This window comes from Mariniflexile litorale (assembly GCF_031128465.2).
GTDB classification, from domain to species: domain Bacteria; phylum Bacteroidota; class Bacteroidia; order Flavobacteriales; family Flavobacteriaceae; genus Mariniflexile; species Mariniflexile litorale.
The window spans coordinates 3,061,158-3,082,776 of sequence record NZ_CP155618.1 but is presented as its reverse complement, the minus strand read 5'-3'; the positions used below and the strand labels follow the sequence as shown (position 1 = coordinate 3,082,776).

The following is a 21,619-nucleotide window of genomic DNA, read 5'->3' as shown; positions in this document are numbered from 1 at the left end:
ATTCTATGGTTTAATGAGAATTTCGAAAAAAAAAATTTACACAGGTATCAAGCCCAAAACTGCAACGGTTGCCCACTGAGAAGTCTTTGCCATACATCTAAAACAAATCGTATTATAGAACGTAATTACAACCTGATACGACTCAAGTCTAAAGCGAGAATTTTACTTACCAGTGAACAAGGCGTGGCCAAAAGAAAACAATGTTGCTGGGATGTGGAAGCTGTTTTTGGAAATATTAAGCAAAACATGAACTTTAAACGCTTTATGTTAAGGGGCATCGACAAAGTAAATGTAGAAATAGGCTTAATTGCAATGGCACACAACCTTAAAAAGTATAGTCTAGCTATATAAGATAACTTTGCCATTTTGTCTTTATGCTATTTAAAACTGTTCTTTCAATAATTTAATTTGAGTCAAAAAAAAAATCGTCTAAAATTACTTTTTAAACGACCTCTTTTTGTTCCATCCTACTTGAAATTATCAGAAAAAAATAGAACCTCGTTTAACAACCGATAGAGTCAATTGAAACTGATCAAATTGTAAAATTAAACGAAAAACTGCCCGCCTATTTTTAAATAGTTCTTATTTACATCTAAAAATAAATTTCCAAATTTATGCCACCCCCAAAAAAAAAGTATCCATTCAAAAGCTTTAAAATATTACTTTTGCACCCATGGAGACTATGGAACAGATTACAAAAAAATTGCTACGTGCTACGGGTGAAGCTCTAGAACAATTTTCAATGATAGAAGCAGGCGATCGTATTATGGTTTGCCTATCGGGTGGTAAAGACAGTTATACCATGCTCGATATGATGCTTCACTTTCAAAAAGTAGCTCCTATTTCTTTTGATATTATTGCGGTAAATCTAGACCAAAAACAACCCGGTTTCCCTGTAGAGGTGCTACCCACTTATTTAAGCAATTTAGGTGTAGATTATAAAATTATTGAGAAAAACACCTATAAGGTAGTCATGGAAAAAACACCTGAAGGCAAAACAACCTGTAGTTTGTGTTCTAGGTTGCGACGTGGTACTTTATATGAAGCTGCCAAGAATTTAAATTGCAATAAACTGGCACTGGGTCACCATAGAAATGATATTATAGAAACTTTTTTATTGAACTTTTTTTTCGCTGGCAAATTAGAATCAATGCCTCCTAAGTTTAGAAACGATGCAGGTAATTTGGTGATTCTACGACCTCTTGCTTTGTGTAAAGAAGAGGATATAGAGGTGTATTCCGAGTACATGAATTTCCCTATAATACCATGTAATTTATGTGGTTCTCAAGAGAATTTACAACGCAAAAAAGTAAAACAAATGATAGCCGATTGGGAAACCGATTTCCCTGATCGAACTTCTGTTATGATGAATGCGCTTCAAAATGTATCGCCTTCACATTTATTAGATCGTAAAATTTACGACTTTTCGTCGCTACAAGATATGGTTTCTAAAGACGATGCTTTGGTTTAAGGAATCACTAATTACGCTGTAACAACTTCGGCATACAAATCAAAATCAGCCGCTTCTGTAATTTTAACAGTTGCAAACTCCCCTGTTTTCATATAGGTTTTGCTAGCATCAATCAACACTTCGTTATCAACATCAGGTGAATCAAATTCGGTACGACCCACAAAATAATTACCTTCTTTTCTGTCGATAACCACTTTAAAGGTCTCTCCTATTTTTGCTTGATTTAATTCCCAAGAAATCTGAGACTGGATTTCCATAATCTCGTTGGCACGTTCTTGTTTCACTTCTTCCGGCACATCATCTTCTAAATTATAAGCATGTGTGTTTTCTTCATGAGAATAAGTAAAACAACCCAAACGCTCAAAACGCATGTCTTTAACCCACTGTTTTAATATTTGGTAATCTTCTTCCGTTTCACCAGGATACCCCACAATTAGTGTAGTTCTAATCGTCATATTCGGTACCGCTACTCTAAAATCTTTAAGTAACTGGGTGGTTTTTTCTTTAGTCGTACCACGACGCATACTTTTCAAAATAGAATCTGAAATATGCTGCAATGGAATATCTATATAATTACAAATTTTTGGTTCACGGTTCATAACCTCCAACACATCCATTGGGAATCCAGTAGGGAATGCATAATGCAAACGAATCCACTCGACCCCTTCTACTTTTACAAGTGCCTCTAATAATTCAGCAAGGTTGCGTTTTTTGTATAAATCCAAACCGTAATAGGTTAAGTCTTGTGCAATTAAAATTAATTCTTTAACGCCTTTGGCTGCTAGTTTTTCAGCTTCAATAACCACTTCCTCAATAGGCGTACTTTTATGTTTTCCACGCATTAGCGGGATGGCACAAAAACTACAAGGGCGGTCGCAACCTTCGGCAATTTTTAAATAGGCATAATTTTTTGGTGTTGTAGTTAAACGCTCACCTATCAATTCGTGTTTATAATCGGCTCCCAAAGCTTTTAGCAACCCCGGTAATTCAGTAGTACCAAAATACGCATCAACATTAGGGATTTCCTTTTGTAAATCTGGTTTATAACGCTCGCTCAAACAACCTGTTACAAACACCTTGTCAACTTCGCCTTCTTCCTTTTTCTGCATAAATTCTAAAATAGTATTTATGCTTTCTTCTTTGGCATTATTAATAAATCCACAGGTATTAATAACGACTATATTACCCTCTTCTTCATGAACAACATCCTTTCCACTGGCTTTTAATTGCCCCATTAGCACTTCACTGTCGTAAACATTTTTACTACAACCAAGCGTTACTACATTAATCTTATTCTTTTTAAGTGATTTCGTTCTCATACCAAAATTTAAGTGTGCAAAGATAGGGAATGATTTAAGATTAACGATTTAAGATCGACGATTTTTAAATTATACAACATAAGTTCAAAACAAAAACAACTTTTAACTTTCGAGTTTTTAACTCACTTATTAAACCTTTTTTATATTTGAATGTCCTAATATTAAAATCTACCCTATGAAATGCCAATACTTTTTAGTGTTTATTGTAATGATGTCTTTTTTAAATTGTTCAAAAGACGAACCTGTTGAGTCTGAAACACTTTATTTTCCACCCATAAATTCCGAAACTTGGGAAACAAAAACTATAGAAGATCTAGGCTGGAATACCAGTGAATTACAACCTTTACTTTCTTTTTTAGAAGAAAAAAGCACTAAAAGCTTTATGATACTTTATAACGGTAGAATAGTAAGGGAAGACTATTTTAACGGACATAGTAAAACTGCTTCATGGTATTGGGCAAGTGCCGGTAAAACATTAACAACTGCCGTTTGCGGTATTGCACAACAAGAAGGCTTAATAAATATCAACAATAAAGTATCTGATTATTTAGGAATCGGCTGGACTAGTGCATCGTTAGACAAAGAAAACCTGATAACTTGCAAAAACTTACTATCTATGAATTCTGGTTTAGATGATAGTTTGGGTGATGATGTATCACCAGAAAACCTTCAATATTTAGTTGATTCAGGTATACGGTGGGCATATCATAATGTATATGTGAAAATGCAAGATGTAGTTGCTGCAGCAAGTAATCAAACTTGGAACAGTTATTTTAACACGAAACTCAGAGATAAAATTGGCATGAATGGGCTTTGGGCTAATTTAGGTGATTTAAGTGTTTATGGCAGTAACACCCGAAGTATGGCACGTTTTGGCTTGATGATTTCAGCGAAAGGAAAATGGGAAAATACGCAAATTGTACCTGAAAGTTATTTGAATGAAGCTACCAATACCTCGCAAGACATTAATAAGGCTTATGGTTATTTATGGTGGTTAAACGGGAAAACGACTTACCATTTACCACAAACTCAAATTGAATTTAATGGTAAATTAATCCCGAATGCACCAGACGATATGTATGCTGCTCTAGGTAAAAATGATCAAAAAATTTATATAGTGCCTAGTAAAAAATTAGTCATTATTAGAATGGGAGAATCAGCAGAAGACTCTAATTTTGCCCTTTCAAATTTTGATAATGATTTATGGAGAAAACTTAATGCTTTCGTTAATTAACAGGAGATTCCTGCTTTCGCAGAAATCTTATTTAAAAAACGAATCTACAAACTCAAATTTATTGAACACTTGCAAATCTTCAATACCTTCACCCACTCCAATATATTTTACAGGAATTTTAAACTGGTCTGAAATTCCAATAACAACACCACCTTTAGCTGTACCATCTAGTTTTGTAACTGCTAGTGAAGTTACTTCGGTAGCTGCTGTAAACTGTTTTGCTTGCTCGAATGCGTTTTGACCTGTAGAACCATCTAAAACCAATAAAACGTCGTGAGGTGCATCGGCAACTACCTTTTGCATCACGCGTTTTACTTTGGTAAGTTCGTTCATAAGGTTTACTTTATTGTGTAAACGTCCAGCGGTATCTATAATTACTACATCGGCATTTTGTGTCACAGCACTTTTTAAGGTATCGAACGCCACAGAAGCAGGATCGGAACCCATAGATTGTTTTACTAATGGCACATCTACACGATCTGCCCAAACTTGAAGTTGGTCTATGGCAGCTGCTCTAAACGTATCGGCCGCCCCTAAAACAACGTTATATCCTTGTTTTTTAAATTGGAAAGCTAACTTACCAATGGTAGTGGTTTTACCAACACCATTTACCCCAACTACCATAATTACGTGAGGTTTTTTATCTTGAGGCACTGTAAACTCCGATTCGTTACCTGAATTAGTTTCACTTAATAAACTTGCTATTTCTTCACGAAGAATAAGGTTTAACTCATCGGTTCCTAGATACTTATCTTTAGAAACACGTACTTCAATACGTTCGATAATTTTAAGCGTAGTGTTAACACCTACATCGCTAGACACTAAAACTTCTTCTAAATTATCTAAAACAGCATCATCTACTGTCGATTTTCCTGCTACTGCTTTATTTAATTTATCAAAAAAACTGGTTTTACTTTGCTCTAACCCTTTATCGAGGGTTTCCTTTTTTTCTGATGAAAATATTTTTTTAAAAAAACTCATTTTTCTAAATTGATTTGTTTATTTATTGAGACGTTTGCGTTAGAGATTACTCAATTGTAAAACATTTTTGGATTTATGAATGTTCCACGTTTAAAGCAGTTTTCTTTTTAAAATCATTTAAAAGATACAGTAAAAATTTCGCTCTTTATGCAAACTCCTACATTATTATTACAATAATCCTACCGTTAATTTTTACTGCAATTATGGCAGAAACACTTCAAATTTAAACATAAAAAAGCTGCTTCCTATCATGAAAGCAGCTATATATATTTTAAAAAGTTTGTTTTTACTTTTTGTTGAAAAAGTCGTCTGCAAATTCTGGAGACATGATTGATTCAACAAACATGTAGGCACCTGTTTTAGGTGATTTTACCATTTTAATCGCTTTGGTTAATCTTTTAGAAGATGTTTGTAACGATGCTACTGTTTTCTTTGCCATGACTTATTATTTTATCTCTTTATGAACTGTCATACGCTTAAGGATAGGATTGAATTTTTTAATCTCCATTCTATCTGGCGTATTCTTTTTATTTTTAGTAGTAATGTACCTTGAAGTTCCAGGTTGACCAGATTCTTTATGCTCTGTACATTCTAATATTACTTGTATTCTATTACCTCTCTTTGCCATTTTTTTTACTTATTATACAGCTATTATTTTAAAAATCCTTTAGATTTCGCATCCTTAATCGCTGCAGAAATACCTATTTTGTTGATAGTTTTTAGAGCAGATGTAGAAACTTTTAAAGTTATCCAGCTGTCTTCTTCTGGAATGTAAAAACGTTTCTTTACTAAGTTCGCATTAAATCTGCGTTTAGTTTTATTCATTGCATGAGACACGTTGTTTCCAACCATTGCCTTCTTACCTGTAAGTTCACAAACTCTTGACATTATTATATAACTTTAAATTTCTTGTTGCTTAAAATCGAGGTGCAAATATACAAATTCTTTATATTACAACAACTTAAATATAATCAATTTTTAAAAATTTCTTTTAGAAGCATTTCTAAGGCCTTATTTACTGCCTTATTAATAACTTTTATACGGTGATTTCCTAACATAAACTTTTCTGAATATACGCCGTTATGTGTAGCAATGGCAATATAAACTGTACCAACTTCGGCTTCTGAATCGCCTTTAGTGGGTCCCGCATTTCCTGTTGTTGCGACAGCGTAATCTGATTGAAAGATTTTTAATGCATTACTAGCCATAGACTCTGCAACCTGTTTACTTACCACTGAAAAAGCATCAACATCTTCTCTTAAAACACCTAAAACATTGATTTTAGATTCTGTTGAATAGGTCACTACGCCACCCTTAAAATAAGCTGACGCTCCAGGGTGTGCTGTAAATTGTTCGGCTATCATACCTCCCGTACAACTTTCGGCAATGGCTAAAGTTTTTCCTAATTTATTTAATTGTTTAGCTATAACAACTTCTACCGAGCCTTCTTCTTCTTCAAAACCAGCAAATTCATTTTTTATTAATGGAATCACTTTATCTATTTCCTTTTGAACACTGTCTATAACTTCTTGAACATTGAAACCTTTTGACGATAAACGTAACCTCATTTTACCTAAACTTGGTAAATAGGCTAATTTAATGTGTTTTGGTAAAGCATCTTCCCATGCTTCAATACGTTCTGCCAAAGCACTTTCACCTATACCATATACCAATAAGGTTTTGTGCAAAATGTAAGGACAATTATATTTTTCTTTTAACTTTGGAATAACCGATTCTTCAATCAAGGCATTCATTTCGTAAGGCACACCAGGGAGTGAAATAAAAACTTTATTATCTTTTTCCATCCACATACCAGGAGCTGTACCCAATTTATTCATAAGTACTGTTGCTTTTGAAGGCACAAGAGCCTGATCTCTATTTACTTGCAGTAGCAAACCTCCAGTATAGTGCTTCCATAACTCTTCGATATTTTCTATAACGGAAACATCATTAATAAGTGTGTCGTTAAAATATTCGGCTATGGTTTTTTTGGTAATATCATCTTTTGTTGGCCCTAAACCACCTGTAAGAATAACAATATCTACATTGTTTTCGGCATCTTTTAAAGCTTTAAGTATATGCGCTTTATCATCTTGAATCGATGTAATTTGATATACAGATATACCTATTTTATTAAGATGTTTTGCAATAAATCCAGAATTGGTATCAATGACTTGACCAATTAAAAGTTCGTCACCTATGGTGATTATTTCAGCTAACATTATAGATTAAAATCTGATTTTATTTCGGCAATCGTGTTTTCTACAGCTGAAAGAACAATTTCCAATTGAGAAGAAATATCTAAATCTCTTTTTTCAAATTTACCCCAATCTTGTACTTCAATTAAAACATCAAGCACTCCTAATTCGAATAAATCGATTGTTGGTTTCATTTTATGAGCCGCTTGATATGTATTATAATAATCTTTTTCTGCTACTGCTTTTTTTAATCGTTCCGCATCCTCTGGCACTTCTTCCAAAAAAGCTTCGGCTAAAGTTGCTATAAAATCCTCGTCATTATCTGCTAACTCGCGTACCCTAAATAGTTTGTAATGTTGTTCCATTTATTTAATTGTTATTGAAAACATTTCTTTGTCTTCTATAAATCCTTTTAGTTTATCATTTGCAAGTACTTTGCCAACTCCTGCAGGAGTTCCTGTAAATATAATATCTCCAATCTTTAAAGTAAAATATTTTGACACATATTCTATTAATTCATCAATTTTCCAAAGCATGTGGCTTGTATTTCCTAATTGTACAATATTATCATTCTTTTTTAAAGAAAACTCAATAGTATTCACATCACTAACATCTGACACTGGCAACCATTTCCCTACAACTGCAGCACCATCAAACGATTTTGCTTTTTCCCAAGGCAAGCCTTTTTCTTTTAATTCGCTTTGTAAATCGCGTGCTGTAAAATCGATTCCTAGTCCTATTTCATCATAATATTTGTAAGCAAATTTCTTATCGATATGCTTCCCTATTCTATTAATTTTAACTAAAATCTCCACTTCATAATGCACATCATTTGAAAAATCGGGAATAAAGAACGGTTGTTTTTTTAACAGAATAGACGTATCTGGTTTTAAAAACACCACTGGATCTGACGGCTTTTCGTTCTCCAATTCTTTGATATGTTCGGTGTAATTACGACCGATGCAGATGATTTTCATTTTTGACTATTGTTTGTTGTGGAGTTGTTTGTTGTGGAGTTGTTAACAAATAAACGATTCCACAACATACAACTAAACGCTACCCTAACTTATTATTAAAACTTCTAAGTTTTATGGCTGTCAACACTTTTTTCGTGTACAGCGGAAAATCGGCATTTAATAACCACCCAAAATACCCTGGTTCGTTTTCTAAAACATCGGTAACTAATTTTCCTTTATGTTTTCCGAATGAAAAACATTCTTCTCCTTTTTTGTTAAAAGCTATAAAACCTGCGAAATCTGCAAATTGCTTTCTTGAGCTAAACTCGGCTAAAAACTTGGTATCGTTTTCAATTTCATCGTATCTATCTATTTGTGCTTTTAACACTTCATAAGTCGCTCTCGTATCTGCTTCGGCACCATGTGCACCTTCCAATTCTTGGTGACAATAAAACTTATAAGCAGCGCTTAAAGTACGCTGTTCCATTTTATGAAAAATGGTTTGCACATCTACAGCCACACGGTTTTTCATATCGAAATCTACCTCAGCACGCAACAATTCTTCAGCTAATAAGGGAATATCAAATCTATTTGAGTTAAAGCCCCCCAAATCGGAATCTTTAATCATATTATAAACATCTTTAGCTATTTCTTTAAACGTTGGTTTATCGGCTACATCTTCATTGCTTATACCATGAATGGCTATAACTTCCTGAGGAATTGTCATTTCTGGATTTACCAACCATGTTTTGCTTTCTTCCTTTCCGTTAGGGTATACTTTTAAAACAGCGATTTCCACGATACGATCGGATGTTATATTGATTCCTGTTGTTTCTAGGTCGAAAAAACAAATAGGCTTGGTGAGGTTTAAATTCATTAGTTTAATTTTTCTGTTGAATAATCTGTCTTTATGTAGACAATTACAAAAATAAGAAAACCCAACGTTTTAAGGTTAGGTTTTTAAATTTTATAATGATTAAGATTATATTTCCCTATTACTATCCCAAGCTTCTAGGTAATCTTTAACAGCTTTTACAAATTGACCACCTAAAGCACCATTTACAACACGATGGTCATAAGAATGAGATAAAAACATGCGGTAACGAATGCCTATAAAATCCCCTTCACTAGTTTCAATAACTGCAGGCACTTTACGTATCACGCCTAAAGCCAAAATACCAACTTGGGGTTGGTTTATAATAGGCGTCCCCATAATACTTCCAAACGTTCCCACATTGGTAACTGTATAAGTACCTCCTTGTACGTCGTCTGGTTTTAGCTGATTTGCTCTAGCTCGATTTGCTAAATCATTAACTTGTTTTGTCATACCAACCAAATTAAGTTGGTCTGCATTTTTAATTACAGGCACTATTAAATTGCCGTCGGCTAGCGATGCCGCCATTCCTAAGTTTATGTTTTTCTTTTTAACGATGGTATCTCCTTGCAATGAAATGTTCATCATAGGAAAATCGCGAAGCGCTTTAGCTACTGCTTCCATAAAAATAGGTGTAAAAGTTAAATTTTCACCTTCACGTTTAAAAAATGCTTCCTTTACTTTATTTCTCCAATTCCATATCTTCGTAACATCAGCTTCTATAAAACTTTGTACGTGCGCGGATGTTTGAACAGAATCAACCATATGGTGTGCAATAATTTTGCCCATTCTAGTCATTTCAATAATTTCATCTTCTCCGCTAACCACAGGAGGTGCTGGAGTTGATTTTACCTTTTCAGGTTGTATCGCCTTAACAACTGGAGTTTCAATTTCAGAAGCCGCTGCTTCACCTTCCCTATTTTGAATATAATTTAAAATATCACTTTTAGTAACTCGATTATCAATACCTGTTCCAACAATATTATCAAGCTCTTGTTGAGAAACACCTTCTTCTTTAGCTATATTTTTAACTAATGGTGAATAAAAACGATCTTCACTAGAAACTACAGAGGCTACGGTTTCTTTAGCAACGGCAATGGATTGACTTACAAATTCTGCTGCTTTTTCTTCTTTTATAAGAGATTCATTTGATGGTGCTTCTGAAACTTCTTCTACATTAACATCGTCATCGTCATCGTCATTTTTATCTGTTTGAATAATGGCTATAGTTTGTCCTACTTGAACAATATCATCTACATTAAAAAATTTCTCAATTAAAACACCATCCACTTCGCTTGGCACTTCGCTATCAACCTTGTCAGTAGCTATTTCCAATACCGCTTCATCTAATTCTATAGTATCTCCCACTTCTTTTAACCAAGATGTTATAGTTGCCTCTGCAACACTTTCTCCCATTTTGGGTAATTTAAGTTCAAACTTTGCCATATCAATAATATAATACTTCTTTTTTAATTTACGCTTGCAAAATTACTTAAAAAACATTGATTTTTTTAAATAATTTACAACAAAAACTAGTTTATAATAACAATTTCACCTCTACTTGTGGTATCATTGCTGCCTAGTATAAAATTAGATTGTTTAGGTAATATTTTAAATGTAATAGATTTGTTTTTTTCAGCGTCATTCATCATTAAAATAATCTCTTTATAACTTAATTTATTAGCATCAAAAATAACTTCGGTATCGTTTTCAATGTTTTCAAAATTATGCTTTAAGTTTATTTTTTTTGACAAAACAGCTTTTAATGCGTTATTCATTTCATCTGAAATAAAAACATAACCATTAACCTGTTTTTTTTTATTTACATGTGATTTTCTAAACAAATAAACCAACCTAATACCAAGCCACACAAACATATCGAAAAACACGTTTTTCTTAAAATGCTTTTTATAGAATATTTGCATAGCTCCATAAAAACGACGTGCATAATATTTATCTCTTAATGTGCTTTCTCCTTTGTAATGAATAACTGTTGTTTCTCCAAAATAGTAATTATCATAACCCGATTTTAACATTTTATAAGACAAATCGATATCTTCACCATACATAAAATAATCTTCATCAAATCCATCTAATTTATGGTAGACTTCTCGCTTCATCAACATAAAAGCACCTACTAAAATATCGGCTTTTCCTGTTTCATTTTCACTTAAATGATTGGCGTAATAGGATTTTGAATTTCCGCATGCTTTTTTAAAAGCCGCACTTATATAAGGAATATTTCGTTTACTTTCTGGAAGAAAAATACCTGCTCCGTTTATAAGTCTGCATCCTACAATCCCCAGTTGGCTTTTACTTTCTGCAAATTTTAAAAGCGAGGTAAACGTATCTTCTGCAACAACCGTATCTGGGTTTAATATACACAAATAGACTCCTTTTGCACGAGAAACACCTATATTATTTCCTTTAGAGAAACCAATGTTTTCCTTATTCTCAATTAATATAACGTCTGGAAATAAGTCTTTAACCATTTCGCAACTTTTATCTTCAGAATTATTATCAACTACAATAATTTCTGCATCTATAGTTCTGATAGCTGCGTTTACACTTTTTAAACAAAGTTCTAAAAAGTACTGTACATTATAATTTAGTATGACAATGGATAACTTCAACAGTTCATTATAATTTTAGAGAAGATTCAAACGGCACTCTATTAACAATACTTCTTCCTAAAGTAATCTCATCGGCATATTCCAATTCGTCTCCTACCGAGATCCCTCTAGCAATAGTGGATGTAAAAACTTTGTAATCCTGAATTTGTTTGAAAATATAAAAATTGGTAGTATCCCCTTCCATGGTTGAACTTAGTGCAAATATGAGTTCTTTTATTTTGCCTTCCTTTACTTTATTTACTAACGAAATAATGTTTAAATCATGTGGACCTATCCCATCCATTGGTGAAATTTTCCCTCCTAAAACATGGTACAAACCTTTAAAAGAACTGGTGTTTTCTATAGCCATGACATCGCGGATATCCTCTACTACACAAACAAGGGTTTCGTCCCTGTTAGGATTTGAACAAATTTCACATAAATGAACATCACTAATGTTATGACAGGATTTACAAAATTTGATATCATTTCGCATGTTTTGCAAGGCTTCTGCTAATACCGTTGTTTGCTCTTTAGGTTGCTTAAGCATATGTAGTACCAAGCGCAACGCGGTACGTTTACCAATTCCTGGTAACTGCGACATTTCGTTAACGGCACGCTCAAGTAATTTAGATGAAAATTCCATAGCTGCGAATTTAATACTTTTTAGCACAACTGAAAGAAGGCTTTATCAAAGAATAAAATCTAAGTATTAAAAACGAAGACTGCAAACTAATTTTGTATTTTGGCTACATAATTTAAACACATGAGCGCTACACAAATTATTCTACTTATTGCTGGTTACTTTGGAATTTTAATTTTAATATCCTATTTTACTGGAAAAGAAGACTCTAACGACGCTTTTTTTAAAGCAAACAAATCGGCACCTTGGTATTTAGTCGCTTTTGGAATGATTGGAGCCTCCTTATCTGGTGTTACATTTATTTCAGTTCCTGGCTGGATTGAAGCTTCACAATTTAGCTACATGCAAGTGGTATTAGGTTATATTGTGGGGTATTTGGTAATTGGAACTGTACTACTTCCTTTATATTACAAGCTTAATTTAACATCTATATACTCCTATTTAGATGAGCGTTTTGGAAACTATGCATACAAAACAGGTGCTTCGTTCTTTTTAATTTCTCGGGTTGTTGGTGCTAGTTTTAGATTATATTTAGTTGCAAACGTGTTACAAATTATACTATTTGATGAATTGGGTGTCGAATTTTGGCAAACCGTGACTATAACCGTAGCTTTAATTTGGCTCTACACATTTAAATCAGGCATAAAAACCATTATTTGGACCGATTCCCTTCAAACTTTATTCATGCTTATTGCTGTGGGCGTTTCTATTTATTACGTAAGTACCGATTTGGGCATTAGTGGCGGAAATCTTTTAGGATATATTTTAGATAGCGATTTATCTAAAACTTTCTTTTTCGATGATTTTAAATCTAGTAATTACTTTTGGAAACAATTTATTTCTGGGGCATTTATTGCGATAGTCATGACTGGTTTAGACCAAGACATGATGCAAAAAAACTTAACATGCAAATCGCTTAAAGATGCCCAAAAAAATATGTTCTGGTTTACGATTGTCTTGACTGTGGTAAATTTTATCTTTTTAAGCTTAGGCTTACTTTTAACAGTATATGCACAACAACTTGGTATTGATGCTCATAAAGATGAGTTATTCCCGTTACTTGCAAAAAACCATTTGGGAGTTGGTATTTTTATTTTCTTTCTTATTGGTTTGATAGCTGCCGCTTACAGCAGTGCCGATAGTGCTTTAACAGCATTAACAACATCGTTTAGTATTGATATTTTAGATATTGAAAAAAAATACGATAAGACCAAACAAATTACTATTAGAAAGCGAATTCACATTTTAATTTCGCTTCTATTAATATTGGTCATTGTAGCGTTTAAATATATTATTAAGGACGAAAGCGTTATTTCAAAACTATTTGTTTTTGCAGGTTATACCTATGGACCGCTGTTAGGACTTTACAGTTTTGGACTCTTTACCAAATGGCAGGTTAAAGATAAACTAGTACCCATGATAGCTATTCTATCGCCTATCTTATCTTATATAATAAGTGTAAATAGCACAAAATGGTTGGGGTTTGAATTTGGATTCTTTATCTTAATATTAAACGGATTACTTACATTTTTAGGGTTAATATTGATTCGTAGAAAGTAACACTAACGAACAGGCTACTTCAAAAGAAATATCATGTTTTTTTAAAATCTTATAAAATTCAGGATTCTCGGTACCTGGGTTGAAAATAACACGTTTCGGTTTTAATGAAACTATATAATCATAATATGCTTTCTGGTTATTGGCATTCAAATATAAAGTTACGGTATGCAAATCTTTAAAAGACAACAATTCTGTAGCAATGCTCACACCTGCTACTACACCTTTTCTTAAACCAAAAGCCACGGTTTCAATATCTCGACTCGTCAATTTTTGAATTACAAAATTAGAATATCTACTAGGGTTTAATGATGCTCCAAACACCAATGTTTTTTTATTCATTTGTTAATATTTGTTATTTAAAACTCAAAACCATATTCTGAATATCATTTGAGGTTTTATTTAATAAAATGTTAAAAAGTGTTAATTCATTATAAATTATAGTAACAAAAAAAAAAATCCATCGTCTAAATTATAATCAATCAAAAAATACAATCGAATGAAAAAATTATTTTTAGCATGTGCTTTATTATTTTCAATAGTTAATAATACCCATGCCACTACACTAAAATCACCCGACGACAAAACTGGTACTATATCAGGAATAGTATTAGACGCTACTCTTAAGCAACCCTTACCTTATGTAAATATTATTATAAAAAATACTAAAGAAGAAATTCTAACTGGTGGTATTACTTCTGAAGATGGGAGCTTTAAAATTGAAAAAATTGAAGAAGGCAAAATAATAGTAAGCATCCAATATATTGGATATAAAACTCTTAGAAAAGAAGTTTCAATTAATAAAGGAAATTACAATATAAACTTAGGTAACATATTTTTAGAGGAAACTGCCGAAGGTTTAGACGAAGTTATCGTAGTTGCCGAAACCTCTACAATTCAACAAAAAGTAGATAGAAAAGTTATTACCATAGGTAAAGATTTAGCGGCAACAGGAAGTGCCTCAGAATTAATGATTGGTATTCCATCTGTAAGTGTAGATGCTCAAACTGGTGATATTAGCTTACGTGGGAATTCTAATGTACGTGTTATGGTAGATGGTAAATTATCAAACATACCTACCGCTCAATTGTTAAAACAAATTCCTTCAACAGCTATAAAATCAATAGAATTAATTACCAACCCTTCAGCAAAATACAATCCTGAAGGCATGAGTGGAATTATAAATATTATACTGCACAAAAATACCATGGTAGGTTTTAATGGGAATGTAAGTATTGGTTTAACCCACCAAATAGAGGCTAAATTTAATAGTTCATTAGACATGAATTACCGCACCGGAAAATTTAATATATATGGCAGTTATAGTAACAATATTTCTAAAAACAGAAATAAAGGTTTTATATCTAGACCCGAAAACAATTCTGAACAAATTTTCAAATTTTTAGATAAAAGACAGTCTCATTTATACAAAGTTGGTGTTGATTATTATTTAGATGATAAAAATACCATATCTATATTTACAACTCAAAACACATCAGATAGTAGTACTGAAGGACAAACTGATGCTATATTTAATGATGATAACACATACAATCAAAAACAACTATTTATTTCAAATAGTGATAACACTTCTTCTCAATACAACTTTGATTATAAACACGATTTTTCAAAAGAGGGACACAATATAGAATTAGAATTAGATTATAATGTTTTTGATGACGAAAGACCGGCCGATTTTATGTTTTTATTAGGTTCGAATGAAGACTACAAAGACTTTAATAATACGGATAGAAAAAGTACAACAGCAAATTTAGATTATGTAAACCCATTAACTGAAACCACAAAATTAGAATTGGGCTTACAAGCGCGTTTATTTAATTCTGATATTACATATGCCTCTACAGGACAAAGTTTAAATAATGAAGGTCTTTTAAGACCCACGCCAAGTACTAATTTTGATTATACTAGAGATATTTATTCTGGTTATGCTACTTATAGTAAAAATTTTGAAAAAATGACTTTCCAAATTGGATTACGCGCTGAAAATGTAAAAGAAGATGCAGTAGCCTTATCGTCTGAAGCAGAAAGCACACAAACTTTTAATAACGATTATTTTGAATTATATCCATCGGCCTTTATTACATATTCGCCTTCAGATAAAAATTCGTATCAATTAAGTTATAGCCGTAGGGTTGATCGCCCAGGAATAGATCAAGTTAATCCCATTAAAGAATGGAGTACTCCTTTAATTTCTTCTTACGGAAATATTAATTTAACGCCTCAATTTACTAATTCGATTGAAGCAAATTATACCCGCACATTAAATAATAAAAAAGGAACGGTTACTGGTGGTGTATTTTATAGAATAATAAATGATGATATTAATAGAGCTTTATTTATAGACAGAAGTGACATTAATTCTGGACGCGTTATATTAACACATGACAATTTTGGAAAAACATCTTCTTCTGGTTTTGAATTATCATCTAATTACAAACCTGTAAAATGGTGGAGTATTAACTCAAGTTTCGATATATACTCTCAAGTTAGCAAAGGTATTGCTGAAAACTTAACCGCTCCTATAGAGACTGCCACCATAGACGATATAGAAACAACAATTAGCGAGGTTGATAACGTTACTTGGAATTTCAGAATGTATAACAACTTTGCTTTAAGCAAAACGGTTTCGCTTACTGCATTTGGTTTATATAGAGGAAAAGACAAATCATTACAGTTTGTTCGAGATCCCATGTATTTTGTAAATCTAGGGGCACGCGTTGGTTTTGCAGAAGGAAAAGGTACTTTTAGCTTAAATTTTAATGATATTTTTGATACTATGGAATTTGCTTTTAATGGCAAAAAACCATTTGTACAAAACGGTGCTTTTAATTGGGAAAGCAACACCTGGAATGCTGGTTTATCTTATAGATTTGGTGGTGGAAAATACCGTGCTAAAGCTAGAAAAAACAGAGATAAAAATGAAGAATCTGGCGGTGGCGGTTTCATGTAATCTTTAGTTTAATGGCCTACTTAATAATTGATGGTTAGTATTTTTGTTAGGCAATTAAATAAAAAAGTCCAAAGTTGAAAATACTTTGGGCTTTTGCTTTTTAATATCTAAGACATTGAAATGTTAAAGTTTAATAAAACCATTACACACACACAATACACACACTGTCAAAACGTTATACTAATTATACAATCTAGCCAAGCGGAAAATAATTATTATAAGAATTAGTCACCTTCGCGTAAAAAATTTCGTACTAAAGATTTGTATCCTTATTACAAAAACTCGAAAAATTATCTTTCGAGTTTTTTTATTGTGTTAAAAATGAGTTAAATAGAAAACCTAATGCAATATTTAACAGCTTTATACGCTAGTATAATAGAACCTTCACAATAGTAAAGTGTTAGTTGAAGTTGATTAATAGCTAGAAAAGCCCAAAACCTTTAAGTTTTGGGCTTTTCGTTTTTTATATATTCTAAAACTTATACCCATTTAATAATAGCACTTCCCCACGTAAAACCACTCCCAAAAGCAGCAAGTACCACGTTATCTCCTGGTTTTATTTTGCCTTCTTCCCAGGCTTCGGTAAGTGCAATAATTACAGAAGCTGCTGTTGTGTTACCATACTTCATAATGTTATTAAACACTTGATCATCACGTAATCCAAACTTACTTTGAATAAATTGAGCAATACGTAAATTAGCTTGGTGTGGAATCAACATATCAACATCTTCTTTTTTAAGATTATTTTTAGCTAAACCTTCCATAATCACCTCACTAAACCGAACCACTGCATGTTTAAATACAAAGGTTCCATCCATATATGGGAAATAGGATATATCTTCTTCACCTGCTTCTATTATTTCTGGTACCCAATGCGCAATACTTGGTGAAGCAACAATCAACTTATCAGCATACTTGCCTTCGCTATGCAAATGGGTTGATAAAATTCCTTTTGTAGTATCTTCTTCTCTTGTTAAAACACAAGCCCCTGCTCCATCTCCAAAAATAACAGTAACACCACGACCACGGGTAGACTTATCCAATCCGTTGCTATGATACTCGGCACCAATAACTAATATATTTTTATACATGCCCGTTTTAATAAACTGGTCGGCTACCGAAATGGCATACACAAATCCTGAACATTGATTTCTAACATCTAGTGCTCCAATAGTTCCCATATCTAATAAATCTTGAATTTGCACCCCACAACCTGGGAAATAATAATCAGGACTTAATGTTGCAAACACAATAAAATCGATGTCATCTTTAGCTAAACCAGAACGTTCTATGGCAATTTTAGCAGCTTTAGCACCCATAGTTGCCGAAGTATCATCGGTCCCTTCTTTAATCCAACGACGTTCTTTAATACCTGTTCGCTCTTGTATCCACGCATCATTGGTATCCATCATTTTAGATAAATCATCATTTGTTACCACATTATCTGGCACATATTTACCTAATCCTATTATTTTTGAATTGTACATATCCCTACTTGTTTTATACTTACAAAGTACAACAACTGAAACGAAATTCCAATAACTCAAAAACAAATTCCAAATTCCAATCGAACAATTAACTTCTAAGCAATTGAAATTTGGGGTTTACAACATTTGGGATTTACTTTTTTTTATAAAAAAAGTCGTGTCAGTTTGTCACATTCTTACTCTTGGTACTTTTTTTGACTACCAGTAAAGAGTTAGTTAAATTTAAGTATAACCCTTTTTTCGCTTTTGCGGAAAAGAAAAAATAATAATTTATTATGGCAAAAGGAAGTATTAATGTTTCAGTAGAAAACATTTTCCCACTTATTAAAAAATTCTTGTACAGTGACCACGAGATATTTTTACGTGAGTTAATTAGTAATGGTACCGATGCTACTTTAAAGCTGAAGCACCTTACAAGTATTGGAGAATCTAAATCGGAATACGGTAACCCACAAATTGAAGTTAAAATTGATAAAGAAGGCAAAAAACTTCATGTTATCGACCAAGGTTTAGGTATGACTGCCGAAGAGGTTGAAAAATACATAAACCAAGTAGCATTTTCTGGTGCAGAAGAGTTTTTAGATAAATACAAAGATTCTGCTAAAGATTCTGGTATTATAGGTCATTTTGGTCTTGGGTTTTATTCAGCATTTATGGTTGCCGAAAAAGTGGAGATTATTACCAAATCACATACTGATGCGCCTGCAGCTCATTGGACTTGTGATGGATCACCTGAGTTTAATTTAGAAGCTTCAGACAGAACAGAAAGAGGCACTGAAATCATCCTTCATATTGCTGCGGACTCTACTGAGTTTTTAGAAGAATCTCGCATTAGTGCATTACTTCAGAAGTATAATAAATTTATGCCTATTCCTATTAAATTTGGAACTAAGGAAATTAATGATCCAGAGCATGAACCAGCAACAATTACTGATAAAGACGGTAAAGAAACCAAAGAGCCTCAACGCAAAATTACTGTTGACAATATTATAAATAATCCAAATCCGGCTTGGACAAAACAACCAGCCGATTTACAAAATGAAGATTATAAAGCTTTTTATCGAGAATTATACCCGATGCAGTTTGAAGAACCGTTATTCAACATTCATTTAAATGTTGATTATCCATTCAACTTAACTGGTATTTTGTATTTCCCAAAAATGGGTCAGGATATGCAAATACAAAAAGATAAAATTCAGCTGTACCAAAACCAAGTATATGTTACTGATAATGTTGAAGGTATTGTTCCAGAATTTTTAACCATGCTTCGTGGTGTTATTGATTCTCCAGACATTCCATTAAACGTTTCTCGTTCTTATTTACAAGCTGATGGTGCTGTAAAAAAGATTTCGTCTTACATTACTAGAAAAGTAGCCGATAAATTAAAATCGCTATTTAATGAAAATCGTGAGGATTTTGAAGCTAAATGGAACGATATTAAAATTGTAATTGAATATGGAATGCTTTCAGAAGATAAATTCTTTGAAAAAGCAGATGCATTCGCACTCTATCCTACGGTTGATGGTACTTACTATACATACGAAGAATTATTCAACAAAATAAAAGATAATCAGACCGATAAAGATGGTAAATTAATCATTCTTTATGCTTCAAACCAAGATGCGCAACACAGTTATATTGAAACTGCTAAAGCAAAAGGTTATGAAGTGTTATTGCTAGATTCTCCAATTGTATCGCATTTAATTCAAAAATTAGAAAGCACCAAAGAAAACATAACGTTTGCACGTGTTGATGGCGACCATATTGATAATTTAATCAAGAAAGAAGAAACAACAATTTCTAAATTAAGTGAAGAGCAAAAAACAACTTTAGAAACACTGTTAAAAGAAGTGATTCCTTCAGAAAAATTCATGGTTCAATTGGAAGCAATGGATAGTGATGCTTCTCCATTTATCATCACACAACCAGAATTTATGCGCCGAATGAAAGAGATGCAACAATCTGGTGGCGGTGGCGGTATGTTCGGTATGGGCAGTATGCCAGAGATGTACAATTTAGTAGTGAACACAAACTCTAAATTAGTTGGCGAAATTTTAGAAACAAAAACGAAGCCTAAACAAGAACGTTTAATTACACAAAGTTTAGATTTAGCACGTTTATCTCAAGGCTTATTAAAAGGTGAAGAACTTACCAAATTTATTAAGCGTAGTTATGAAATGATTAAATAGAAACGTCATTGCGAACACAGTGAAGCAATCTGTTGAAAATAAACCAAAACCACTTTGTGAAAACAGAGTGGTTTTTTTATTAAAACTCTTCAAAATACTATTTTATTAAATTCATATTTTCAAAATTGGCAAGACCTTTGAATACTTAAAAGAAAAATTAATTTAAAAAAATCATATGAAATCATTAAAAATTAGTGCTGCTTTAGTACTTCTAATTGCATTAGGCACATCTTGCACTTCAACAAAAACCGCGAAAACACAAAACATAAAAATGGTTTTACACGATATTTGGGCAGCGACTCACATTAACGAAGAACCTATTCCTACAACTGAAAACGTTCCTAACTTAGAAATAAACGTTACTGAAATGAAAGTGTTTGGAACCGATGGCTGTAACAACTACACAGGAGGTATCAAAAATTTAACTTCGGAAAACATTGCTCTTGGTCCTTTAGCTTCAACCAGAAAAATGTGTTTCAACATGGATATTCCTAATAAATATAATAAGGCTTTAAACAAAGCTGTAAGCTACAAAAGAGACAACCTAAATTTATATTTTTACGATAGTAACCGAAACAAAATACTGAGTTTTAAAAAGGTAGATTAATATGTTTTTGTACTAAATTGATTAAATTATATTTGCTTAAAAAAAATTATGAAAAATATTTTATTATTAACCTTTGCCTTCGTCCTATTTACAGCTTGTAACAAAGATGAAACTGTAGATTATGTTACTAAAAACGACGAACAAATTCAAGCGTATATTGCTGAAAACAATTTAACAGCCAAAAAAAGTAGCTCGGGTTTATACTATGTTATCGATACTCCTGGCACTGGTGCACAACCTACCGCAACTAGTGATGTAACCATTGCATATAAAGGTTATTTCTTAAACGGTACTGTTTTTGACCAAAACACTAACGGCTATACAACTAACTTACAACAAGTTATAAAAGGATGGACAGAAGGCATCCCTTATTTTAAAGAAGGTGGCAGTGGTATTTTGTTAGTTCCAGCTCATTTAGGTTATGGAAATAATGATTATTATACCATTCCTGGTGGTTCTGTATTAATTTTTGATGTGGAACTCATATCGATTAATTAAATCTTATTTTTTAAATTGATAC

At 32.6% G+C, this 21,619-nt stretch carries 21 protein-coding genes and 1 pseudogene; 8 read left to right on the top strand and 14 right to left on the bottom strand.

Going from position 1 to position 21,619, the window contains the following annotated elements; translation table 11 throughout:
• Nucleotides 1–15: 15 nt before the first annotated feature.
• Both QLS71_RS12915 and ttcA read left to right on the top strand, forming a co-directional pair.
• Nucleotides 16–351, top strand: a pseudogene (locus QLS71_RS12915) (transposase); the annotation flags it as partial.
• A 331-nt stretch (nucleotides 352–682) separates the two neighbouring features.
• A complete protein-coding gene (gene ttcA / locus QLS71_RS12910; RefSeq protein ID WP_308992679.1) occupies nucleotides 683–1,471 on the top strand; it encodes a tRNA 2-thiocytidine(32) synthetase TtcA in 789 nt (262 codons plus the stop codon).
• An 11-nt stretch (nucleotides 1,472–1,482) separates the two neighbouring features.
• Here ttcA and rimO read toward each other — a convergent pair whose 3' ends face one another.
• A complete protein-coding gene (gene rimO / locus QLS71_RS12905) occupies nucleotides 1,483–2,790 on the bottom strand; it encodes a 30S ribosomal protein S12 methylthiotransferase RimO (protein WP_308992680.1) in 1,308 nt (435 codons plus the stop codon).
• A gap of 175 nt (nucleotides 2,791–2,965) precedes the next feature.
• Here rimO and QLS71_RS12900 point away from each other — a divergent pair, with 175 nt between their 5' ends.
• Nucleotides 2,966–4,024, top strand: coding sequence for a serine hydrolase (locus QLS71_RS12900; RefSeq protein WP_308992681.1), 1,059 nt, complete (start codon nucleotides 2,966–2,968; stop codon nucleotides 4,022–4,024).
• Between the two features lie 27 nt (nucleotides 4,025–4,051).
• Here the strand turns inward: QLS71_RS12900 and ftsY are convergent, their stop codons facing one another.
• The 11 genes from ftsY to recR form a co-directional block, all read right to left on the bottom strand.
• Nucleotides 4,052–5,005, bottom strand: coding sequence for a signal recognition particle-docking protein FtsY (gene ftsY, locus QLS71_RS12895; RefSeq protein WP_308992682.1), 954 nt, complete (start codon nucleotides 5,003–5,005; stop codon nucleotides 4,052–4,054).
• Between the two features lie 286 nt (nucleotides 5,006–5,291).
• Nucleotides 5,292–5,444: a DUF4295 domain-containing protein gene (locus tag QLS71_RS12890; RefSeq protein WP_117176235.1), complete on the bottom strand. Its 153-nt coding sequence runs from the start codon at nucleotides 5,442–5,444 to the stop codon at nucleotides 5,292–5,294.
• Between the two features lie 6 nt (nucleotides 5,445–5,450).
• The gene (gene rpmG, locus QLS71_RS12885) at nucleotides 5,451–5,633 is read right to left on the bottom strand and encodes a 50S ribosomal protein L33 (protein WP_033959164.1); all 183 of its coding nucleotides are present in this window, start codon (nucleotides 5,631–5,633) and stop codon (nucleotides 5,451–5,453) included.
• A 23-nt stretch (nucleotides 5,634–5,656) separates the two neighbouring features.
• Nucleotides 5,657–5,893 carry a 50S ribosomal protein L28 gene (rpmB, locus tag QLS71_RS12880; protein WP_304390098.1) on the bottom strand — a complete coding sequence of 79 codons (237 nt, stop codon included), beginning with the start codon at nucleotides 5,891–5,893 and terminating at the stop codon, nucleotides 5,657–5,659.
• A gap of 83 nt (nucleotides 5,894–5,976) precedes the next feature.
• Nucleotides 5,977–7,227, bottom strand: coding sequence for a competence/damage-inducible protein A (locus QLS71_RS12875; protein ID WP_308992683.1), 1,251 nt, complete (start codon nucleotides 7,225–7,227; stop codon nucleotides 5,977–5,979).
• Nucleotides 7,227–7,568 carry an Hpt domain-containing protein gene (locus tag QLS71_RS12870; protein ID WP_308992684.1) on the bottom strand — a complete coding sequence of 114 codons (342 nt, stop codon included), beginning with the start codon at nucleotides 7,566–7,568 and terminating at the stop codon, nucleotides 7,227–7,229. Before QLS71_RS12870 ends, QLS71_RS12875 begins: the two co-directional genes overlap by 1 nt.
• The gene (locus tag QLS71_RS12865) at nucleotides 7,569–8,180 is read right to left on the bottom strand and encodes a fumarylacetoacetate hydrolase family protein (protein WP_308992685.1); all 612 of its coding nucleotides are present in this window, start codon (nucleotides 8,178–8,180) and stop codon (nucleotides 7,569–7,571) included. It abuts the gene before it with no gap.
• A gap of 79 nt (nucleotides 8,181–8,259) precedes the next feature.
• Complete coding sequence (locus QLS71_RS12860; protein ID WP_308992686.1) at nucleotides 8,260–9,036, bottom strand: 3'-5' exonuclease; 777 nt, start codon at nucleotides 9,034–9,036, stop codon at nucleotides 8,260–8,262.
• A gap of 105 nt (nucleotides 9,037–9,141) precedes the next feature.
• Complete coding sequence (locus tag QLS71_RS12855) at nucleotides 9,142–10,479, bottom strand: dihydrolipoamide acetyltransferase family protein (protein ID WP_308992687.1); 1,338 nt, start codon at nucleotides 10,477–10,479, stop codon at nucleotides 9,142–9,144.
• Between the two features lie 86 nt (nucleotides 10,480–10,565).
• A complete protein-coding gene (locus QLS71_RS12850) occupies nucleotides 10,566–11,666 on the bottom strand; it encodes a glycosyltransferase family 2 protein (RefSeq protein ID WP_308992688.1) in 1,101 nt (366 codons plus the stop codon).
• A gap of 7 nt (nucleotides 11,667–11,673) precedes the next feature.
• On the bottom strand, nucleotides 11,674–12,291 hold the full coding sequence (recR, locus tag QLS71_RS12845) for a recombination mediator RecR (protein ID WP_308992689.1): 618 nt from the start codon (nucleotides 12,289–12,291) through the stop codon (nucleotides 11,674–11,676).
• Nucleotides 12,292–12,411: 120 nt separating this feature from the next.
• Here recR and QLS71_RS12840 point away from each other — a divergent pair, with 120 nt between their 5' ends.
• The gene (locus QLS71_RS12840; RefSeq protein ID WP_308992690.1) at nucleotides 12,412–13,848 is read left to right on the top strand and encodes a sodium:solute symporter; all 1,437 of its coding nucleotides are present in this window, start codon (nucleotides 12,412–12,414) and stop codon (nucleotides 13,846–13,848) included.
• On the opposite strand, the gene QLS71_RS12835 is transcribed toward QLS71_RS12840, so the two are convergent.
• Complete coding sequence (locus QLS71_RS12835; RefSeq protein ID WP_308992691.1) at nucleotides 13,825–14,187, bottom strand: CoA-binding protein; 363 nt, start codon at nucleotides 14,185–14,187, stop codon at nucleotides 13,825–13,827. The genes QLS71_RS12840 and QLS71_RS12835 overlap by 24 nt on opposite strands.
• Nucleotides 14,188–14,344: 157 nt before the next feature.
• Between QLS71_RS12835 and QLS71_RS12830 the strand changes: the two genes are divergently transcribed.
• The gene (locus QLS71_RS12830; protein WP_308992692.1) at nucleotides 14,345–16,816 is read left to right on the top strand and encodes an outer membrane beta-barrel family protein; all 2,472 of its coding nucleotides are present in this window, start codon (nucleotides 14,345–14,347) and stop codon (nucleotides 16,814–16,816) included.
• A gap of 479 nt (nucleotides 16,817–17,295) precedes the next feature.
• Here QLS71_RS12830 and QLS71_RS12825 read toward each other — a convergent pair whose 3' ends face one another.
• On the bottom strand, nucleotides 17,296–18,303 hold the full coding sequence (locus QLS71_RS12825) for a beta-ketoacyl-ACP synthase III (protein WP_308992693.1): 1,008 nt from the start codon (nucleotides 18,301–18,303) through the stop codon (nucleotides 17,296–17,298).
• Between the two features lie 275 nt (nucleotides 18,304–18,578).
• On the opposite strand from QLS71_RS12825, the gene htpG reads away from it, so the two are divergent.
• From htpG to QLS71_RS12810, 3 genes are all read left to right on the top strand, one after another.
• A complete protein-coding gene (gene htpG, locus QLS71_RS12820; protein ID WP_308992694.1) occupies nucleotides 18,579–20,492 on the top strand; it encodes a molecular chaperone HtpG in 1,914 nt (637 codons plus the stop codon).
• Between the two features lie 175 nt (nucleotides 20,493–20,667).
• Nucleotides 20,668–21,099 (top strand): META domain-containing protein, encoded by a 432-nt coding sequence (locus QLS71_RS12815; RefSeq protein WP_308992695.1) that lies wholly within the window; start codon nucleotides 20,668–20,670, stop codon nucleotides 21,097–21,099.
• Nucleotides 21,100–21,147: 48 nt separating this feature from the next.
• The gene (locus QLS71_RS12810) at nucleotides 21,148–21,597 is read left to right on the top strand and encodes an FKBP-type peptidyl-prolyl cis-trans isomerase (protein WP_308992696.1); all 450 of its coding nucleotides are present in this window, start codon (nucleotides 21,148–21,150) and stop codon (nucleotides 21,595–21,597) included.
• Nucleotides 21,598–21,619: the final 22 nt, after the last annotated feature.